General features: G+C 48.8%; 1 protein-coding gene and 1 pseudogene. Both read right to left on the bottom strand.

Going from position 1 to position 564, the window contains the following annotated elements; genetic code table 11:
* On the bottom strand, positions 1-180 hold a 180-nt coding region (locus DW121_RS15900), incomplete at its 3' end, for a hypothetical protein (RefSeq protein WP_222704297.1).
* Positions 181-305: 125 nt separating this feature from the next.
* Positions 306-564: pseudogene (locus tag DW121_RS15505) on the bottom strand (hypothetical protein); the annotation flags it as partial.

The following is a 564-nucleotide window of genomic DNA, read 5'->3' as shown; positions in this document are numbered from 1 at the left end:
GGGAGGAGATTCTTCGTCGCAAGCTCCTCTGAATGACAGGATGATTTTTCTATCAGAGTTTTGAAGCAGCTCCTCTCCCTTTTTCCGTAGTACAAAGATACGGAATCGGAAAATCCTGTTTTGTCGTACACGGGCGCGGTGGGATATGGATGTCAGTAGTTTGGTTCCATTGAATTTCAACCGATTATAATACGCTTTTTACTTATTCTGAATCTGCATAAACTACAATTGCCTGTGGTGCAAAGTCCGTTTGATGTATATCAAATGGGATTTGCACCACAGGCAAAACTTTTTTTGATGTGCACCTATTGCCTGAAGTTCCGTTCCACCTCGTCCGACCGGTACTTCACCACCCCATACTCCGTACTACCCTGATTGTTGGTGCGCATCTCGAACTCATACTTCTCGAGCGCCTGCACCAATTCCTGTTGCGTCTGCCGGTTCACCTGCACCTTTCCGTAGATGGTGAGGTGAGTGAGGATGACGGAGGCAGGCATCCACTGCACCGACAAATCCTCCGGAAGGGGGCGGCGGAAACCTCTTGGGGGATGTCCTTGCGTTTGT

This window comes from Bacteroides sp. AM10-21B (assembly GCF_003472565.1).
Taxonomy (GTDB): Bacteria; Bacteroidota; Bacteroidia; order Bacteroidales; family Bacteroidaceae; genus Bacteroides; species Bacteroides propionicigenes.
The sequence above is the reverse complement of the archived record's forward strand: the minus strand, read 5'-3'. Positions and strand labels throughout refer to the sequence as shown.